The organism is Pedobacter sp. 01T416_2, assembly GCF_056398925.1.
The window spans coordinates 1-6,277 of the sequence record NZ_JBFTQI010000322.1 but is presented as its reverse complement, the minus strand read 5'-3'; the positions used below and the strand labels follow the sequence as shown (position 1 = coordinate 6,277).

General features: G+C 35.5%; 8 protein-coding genes. All 8 read left to right on the top strand.

Features of this window, described 5'->3' with window-relative positions:
* Window positions 1-642: MBL fold metallo-hydrolase (locus AC1DPQ_RS14480; RefSeq protein WP_477609913.1), on the top strand; the 642-nt coding region annotated here is incomplete at its 5' end.
* A 52-nt stretch (window positions 643-694) separates the two neighbouring features.
* Complete coding sequence (locus tag AC1DPQ_RS14475) at window positions 695-1,057, top strand: hypothetical protein (protein WP_477582144.1); 363 nt, start codon at window positions 695-697, stop codon at window positions 1,055-1,057.
* A 53-nt stretch (window positions 1,058-1,110) separates the two neighbouring features.
* The gene (locus tag AC1DPQ_RS14470) at window positions 1,111-1,893 is read left to right on the top strand and encodes a hypothetical protein (protein WP_477582146.1); all 783 of its coding nucleotides are present in this window, start codon (window positions 1,111-1,113) and stop codon (window positions 1,891-1,893) included.
* On the top strand, window positions 1,893-2,822 hold the full coding sequence (miaA, locus tag AC1DPQ_RS14465; protein ID WP_477582147.1) for a tRNA (adenosine(37)-N6)-dimethylallyltransferase MiaA: 930 nt from the start codon (window positions 1,893-1,895) through the stop codon (window positions 2,820-2,822). Before AC1DPQ_RS14470 ends, miaA begins: the two co-directional genes overlap by 1 nt.
* A gap of 117 nt (window positions 2,823-2,939) precedes the next feature.
* A complete protein-coding gene (locus tag AC1DPQ_RS14460; RefSeq protein ID WP_477582149.1) occupies window positions 2,940-3,458 on the top strand; it encodes a hypothetical protein in 519 nt (172 codons plus the stop codon).
* A 149-nt stretch (window positions 3,459-3,607) separates the two neighbouring features.
* Complete coding sequence (locus tag AC1DPQ_RS14455) at window positions 3,608-4,159, top strand: hypothetical protein (protein ID WP_477582150.1); 552 nt, start codon at window positions 3,608-3,610, stop codon at window positions 4,157-4,159.
* 95 nt (window positions 4,160-4,254) lie between these two features.
* Window positions 4,255-4,785 carry a DUF3347 domain-containing protein gene (locus AC1DPQ_RS14450; RefSeq protein ID WP_477582152.1) on the top strand — a complete coding sequence of 177 codons (531 nt, stop codon included), beginning with the start codon at window positions 4,255-4,257 and terminating at the stop codon, window positions 4,783-4,785.
* Window positions 4,786-4,918: 133 nt separating this feature from the next.
* Window positions 4,919-6,208 carry a citrate synthase gene (locus tag AC1DPQ_RS14445; RefSeq protein ID WP_057934373.1) on the top strand — a complete coding sequence of 430 codons (1,290 nt, stop codon included), beginning with the start codon at window positions 4,919-4,921 and terminating at the stop codon, window positions 6,206-6,208.
* The last annotated feature ends 69 nt before the right edge of the window (window positions 6,209-6,277 follow it).

Sequence of the window (6,277 nt, the reverse complement as noted above, 5' to 3'; positions counted from 1 at the left end):
ATTGATATCCTGCTCATCACACATGATCATTACGATCACCTTGATTATAATAGCATTTTAAAAATTGCACCACAAGTTAAAACGATTGTGAGTTCGTTGGGAGTTGGAGAACATTTAGAAAAATGGGGAATTAAAACTGATAAGATCAATGAATTGTGCTGGAACGAATCGCTCACATTATTTAGTAGCCTGAAGTTAACAGCCGTTCCGGCAAGGCATTTTACGGGGAGAAAGTTTAAAAGAAATCAAACGCTTTGGTCGGCTTTTGTATTGAAAACTGAGAACTACCAGCTATTCTTGGGTGGCGACTCTGGTTACGATACACACTTTGCTAAAATAGGCGAGGAGTTCGGTCCTTTCGATTTAGCCTTGCTCGAGTGCGGACAGTACAATGCTTATTGGCCATACATCCATATGTTTCCTGAAGAAACAGTGCAGGCAGCAATCGATTTAAAAGCAAAAGTTTTGATGCCGGTACATTGGGGCAAATTCAGCTTAGCCATGCACCCATGGAATGAGCCTATAAAAAGAGTGGTTTTAGCTGCAGCAACAAAGCAGCTTCCTTTGGTTACTCCAAAATTGGGTGAAACAATAATTTTAAATGAATATTTACCGACTGAAAACTGGTGGCTTGAAGAATAAAAACTAAACAATAATTGTACTATGGTGTTTAATTCTAAAATCAAATACAATTATGAAAACTGATCTTGTTGAAATTTTCCAGACCATTAGAGCTGGATTACAGCCATACGCCACCCGTGGATATACGGTGCACGAAAATTCGGAGAACGGCTATGATCTTTACAGTGAAAAAAACATTGAATTAAACGGTGAAAAAGTGACCGAACGATTTTTTACAGGTGTTTATATTAATGGGAATGCTGTAGAAGTTAAAATCAATACAGATGAATTTTCTACTACAAATCATAATTTAAGCGATTTTGGTAAAAACAAAGCGGGTTTTAAAATTTCAGCACTTGATGATTCTAAATTAAAAGAAGTTGAAACGCTGGTAGAAATTATCCATACTAACTTTAAAGAAAAAGAATGGATTTAACAATCTGATGGTTAAATTTGCAGTAGATAATTTTTCTAAAAACCTTCTACTGATTGAATAATTTAACTTCTGACGTTATCTGGCATCATCAATTAAGCTTAGCACTTGCTAATAACAAAATTGGGTGCCTTCTTTTTTTAGAACATGAATTTCGATTATTACGGACTGATCCTCAATTGATCATTCATCTGGTAAGTTTAAACAATAAATTTACTCCACAACACCTCATTGGGCTGCAGGAAAAGTATCGCCAGGAAGGCATTAAACTCATTCATCTTTGGGAAGATCTGTGGCAATCAAGACCAGATCAGGTTTTAGCGAGAATAAAATCTTTGCTGGGTAAAAATATCCGTATTCACGGTAGAAAAACCAAAGTATTCAAAATTACTAAACCCGTTGCCGATTCTTTTTTAATTGAAAATCACTTGCAGGGCTCAGTAAGCAGTCGTTATAAAATTGGTTTATTCGAAAAAGAAGCGCTTGTAGCGGTTGCTACTTTTTCGGCACTACGTAAAATGAACCATACCGAAAATTATAAATCAGCAGAATTGATCAGGTTTGCCGTTAAAGCTGGCTATTCTGTTACTGGAGGGCTTAGCAAGTTGATTGCTTTTTTCGCTGAAACGTATAAATCTAATGACCTCATGACTTATGCAGATCGTGACTGGTCGGCAGGAGAAGCCTATATTAAATTGGGTTTTAAGCAAACGGCAATTTTGGATCCGCAGACTTATGTTCTGGATAAAGATCTAAATCGTCAGCTAAAAAAGGATATTCAGGGTTTTACAACAGAAGTGTTTAATACAGGAAGTTTAAAGTTTATCCTCAAATTTTAATGGATCAGCATAATCTCATCATCATTTTAGGTGCAACGGCATCGGGCAAAACGAAACTTGCTGTAAGTGTTGCTGATGCGTTAAATGGCGAAATTATTAGTGCCGATAGCCGTCAGATATTTAAACGGATGGATATTGGTACTGGTAAAGATTTGCCAGAATATCATATTAACGGCAAAACAATTCCTCATCATTTAATCGATATTTTAGAACCTGGTGAACGTTATCATGTAGATGCCTTTAAAAACGATTTCTACAAGGCCTTTGAATCTATAACAGGAAAAGACAAAATTCCCATTCTCTGTGGCGGAACAGGAATGTATATCCACAGCCTTTTGCAAAACCAAACTTTTACCGCAATTCCCGTAAATCAACAATTACGAGATCAATTAAATTTATTATCGAAAGAAGCGTTGATTTCAAAATTACAAAGTGATAATAGCCAGAATATTGATCATGTTGACTTATCCTCAAAAAAGAGGTTGATCCGGGCATTAGAAATATCCCATTACCTCCAATACAATCAACTAGAAGTTGTCGATAGACCAGTGCTCAAACCCATTATTTTTGGATTGAAGAATGAAGTAGAAATAACCAGAGCTAAAATTCTAACAAGACTGAACGAAAGATTTGAAGCAGGCTTAATTGAAGAAGTAGCGCAATTGCTTAAAGAAGGTATTAGTAAAGAAATTCTGGTTTTTTATGGGTTGGAATATAAATTCATTGTGAATTACCTGGATGACTTATTCACATTTGATGAACTGAAACTAAAACTTGGCATCGCCATTTGCCAATATGCTAAACGGCAAAATACCTTTTTCAGGAAAATGGAAAAGGACAATGTTGAGGTTATTTGGTTCGATGCATCAGCACCTACAAACCTGTTACAACAGTTGGTAATTGAAAAAGTTTCACTTAATGAAAATTAACTTTTATTGGTCATCTTAATGTTGGTTTATGGCCTAAATAGTATTAAAAAAGCCATTCTGGCACAACCTTTGTATTCGTTGCAGCATATTAGTTTAACTCAAAAACAATATCTTAAAATGAAAACAATTACTAAAATCATTGCTACTTCAGCAGCTGTCGTGGCTTTATTCTTTACTACAAATGCTAATGCGCAATCTTCTCAAAAATTAGGAATAGGTATTTTTGGTGGTATACCAACAAGCGATGCATATAGCGTGGCGCTTGGTGCAGATTTACGTTATCAGTTTGATATCGATAAACAATTATCGATTCCTGTTACTGCTGGTTATACCCGTTTCTTAGGTAAAGAAATTGGCAATACTGGTGTAGATATTCCGGATTTTGGATACATTCCTGTAAAAGCTGGTGTTAAATATTTCTTTAATGAATCAGGTTCTGGTATTTATGGTTTAGCAGAGCTTGGTGCTGGTTTCGGTACAAACGAAGGTAGCGGAACATCATTTGTGTATTCACCAGCTCTGGGTTATGCATGGAGTAACGGTTTAGATTTAGGCGTAAAATACGAAGGCTTAGCTAGAGATGGTAGCAGTACTGGTTATGTTGGCCTACGTTTAGCATACGGATTTAGCCTGTAAGCTAAACACAAATAGCATTGAAAGCCTCCTTTTTAAGGRGGCTTTTTTTATTTCATAACATTCTGAAAAAAATGAAAATTTGAAAATCCACCTCAGGTATTTTAACGTATATAAACTAAACCCTTAATTAATAACCTAAAATATCTAAAATGAAAACAGTTACTAAACTTTTTGCAACGACATTAACGGCCCTTGCAATATTAACCACATCAAATCTAAAGGCACAAACTATGGGTTCTACTGAACGAATGACACCAGGAAGCGGTATGGCTTTTAAAATTGGCGTAGGCGTAAATGGTGGATTATTTCCAGATAAGTCTGAAATGGATTATGGTTATGGTGCAGATGTAAGACTTCAATATGATCTGAGTCCTTATGTGGCCCTTACCGCTTCAGGTGGTTATACCAGATTAAAATGGAAGGGAAGCCCGCTAAAATTCGAATTCATCCCTTTATTAGGTGGCGTTAGAGTGTTTCCGATCGAGAGAATGTATTTAAGTACTGAGCTAGGTTCAGGTTTGGCCATAAAAGATGGTGCTAACATGAACTTTATTTATACAGGCGGTCTAGGCTATGAGTGGAAAAATGGTTTAGATCTGGGTATCAAATACGAAGGTTATGTAAACAATAGCGCTTCTGATCTCTATTTCATGAAAACCGGTCAATTTAACCTGAGATTAGGATATAATTTCAAATTATAATTAGAACATCATTTAATTTAAAGTCCCGATGAAAATCGGGACTTTTTTATTTATTTACCATTTTAATTGCTATTTTGAGCCGAAAACCAAATACAATGAAAAGAATATTCGGATTAGTAATACTTACCGCTTTAATGGCCTGTAACCAGGCTGAAAAAAAATCTACAGAAACTAAAGATTCAACAAAAACAGATTCAGCATCGGTTAAAAATGAGGTTTCTATAAAAGACAGGCAGAAATCTGAAATCTTTAACCAATATGTAGATTTAAAAAATGCGTTGGTAAAATCAGATTCAGCAAACGCACAAAAATCTGCAGCGCTTTTACAAACGAGTTTGGCTGCTTATAAAGGTTGTGAGCCTACTGCAGCTGTTGCGGGCAAAATCGCGGCAAGCAATAATCTCGTTTCACAAAGAAAAGATTTCACGGTTTTAAGCGCTGATTTAATTGCATTATTAAAGAATGCGGAAATAGAAAAAGGCACAATTTATGTTCAGCATTGCCCAATGGCGAATAAAGGAGATGGAGGTGACTGGTTATCAACCGAAAAGGAAATTAAAAATCCTTATTACGGCAAAGAAATGCTGGAGTGTGGGAGAGTTGCCGAAGAAATCAAAGCAAAATAAGATTTCAGATCCTGTTTAATTAAGCACGATTGTTACGTCATTTTGACTAATTATTCATATTAATTTAACAGATTTGTTATGCATGTATATTAATTTTATATAATTTAGAAAGCTATAAACACAATACAATAATATGTCAGATATTGCAGAGATCAAAGTTGATGGTAAGACAGTAGAATTGCCAGTAATTACAGGAACAGAAGATGAAAAGGCCATTGATATTTCAAAATTAAGAGATCTAACAGGTTTTGTTACTTTAGATACTGGTTTTAAAAACACTGGTTCTACAAAGAGTAAAATCACTTTTTTAGATGGTGAAAAAGGCATTTTAAAATATAGAGGTTATTCGATTGAAGAGCTTGCCGCAAAATCGAGTTTTTTAGAGGTTATTTATCTGATCATTTATGGAGATCTGCCAACACAAAAACAACTTGAAGATCTACAGGCTGACATAAGCAAGCATACTTTGATCCATGAGGACATGAAGAAATTTTTTGATGGTTACCCATCAAGATCTCATCCAATGGGTCAATTAGGTTCCCTGATTTTCTCATTGTCTACATTCTATCCTGAGTGCTTAAAGCCAAATCAAACTGCAGAAGAACAAGATTTAACCATTATCAAACTTTTGGCTAAATTCCCAACCATTGTTTCTTTCGTTTATAAAAAATCATTAGGTCATCCGCTTATTTATCCTAAAAATAAATACGATTATGTTACCAATTTCCTTTGGATGACATTTGGACAACGTACAGAGGATTATGATGTAAATCCGATTGTGGTTAATGCGATGAATAAATTGCTTATTCTGCATGCAGATCACGAGCAAAACTGTTCAGCATCTACCGTTCGTATCGTAGGTTCATCTGATTGTAATTTATATGCTTCAATTGCTGCTGGTATTGCTGCACTTTGGGGCCCACTACATGGTGGTGCTAACCAAGCTGTGATCGATATGCTTGAGTTGATTAAAGCTGATGGAGGTGATACAGAGAAGTGGATTGCAAAAGCGAAAGACAAAAACGATCCATTCCGTATGATGGGCTTTGGGCACAGGGTTTACAAAAACTTCGATCCAAGAGCTAAAATCATTAAAAAAGCTTGTGATGATATTCTGGAAAATCTAGGTATTGATGATCCGATTTTAGAAATTGCTAAGAAATTAGAAGAAGCGGCTTTAACTGATCAATACTTCATAGACCGTAAGTTATATCCAAATGTAGATTTCTATTCAGGTATTATTTACCGCGCACTAGGCTTCCCATCTGAAATGTTTACCGTTCTATTTGCTTTAGGCCGTTTACCAGGATGGATTGCACAATGGAAAGAAATGCACGAAAACAAGGAACCGATAGGTCGTCCACGTCAGATTTATGTAGGTGAAACAGATAGAGAATTTGTTGAGCTTAAGGATAGAAAATAATTTCATTAAGCATAAAAAAACCACTCGATAATATCGGGTGGTTTTTTATTTGGGGTATTCCCTTAACAG

Coding starts and splice junctions, on each gene's coding strand:
- miaA (WP_477582147.1), top strand. CDS start 1,893: ATGGATCAGCATAATCTCATCATCATTTTAGGTGCAACGGCATCGGGC.
- AC1DPQ_RS14475 (WP_477582144.1), top strand. CDS start 695: ATGAAAACTGATCTTGTTGAAATTTTCCAGACCATTAGAGCTGGATTA.
- AC1DPQ_RS14450 (WP_477582152.1), top strand. CDS start 4,255: ATGAAAAGAATATTCGGATTAGTAATACTTACCGCTTTAATGGCCTGT.
- AC1DPQ_RS14445 (WP_057934373.1), top strand. CDS start 4,919: ATGTCAGATATTGCAGAGATCAAAGTTGATGGTAAGACAGTAGAATTG.
- AC1DPQ_RS14460 (WP_477582149.1), top strand. CDS start 2,940: ATGAAAACAATTACTAAAATCATTGCTACTTCAGCAGCTGTCGTGGCT.
- AC1DPQ_RS14455 (WP_477582150.1), top strand. CDS start 3,608: ATGAAAACAGTTACTAAACTTTTTGCAACGACATTAACGGCCCTTGCA.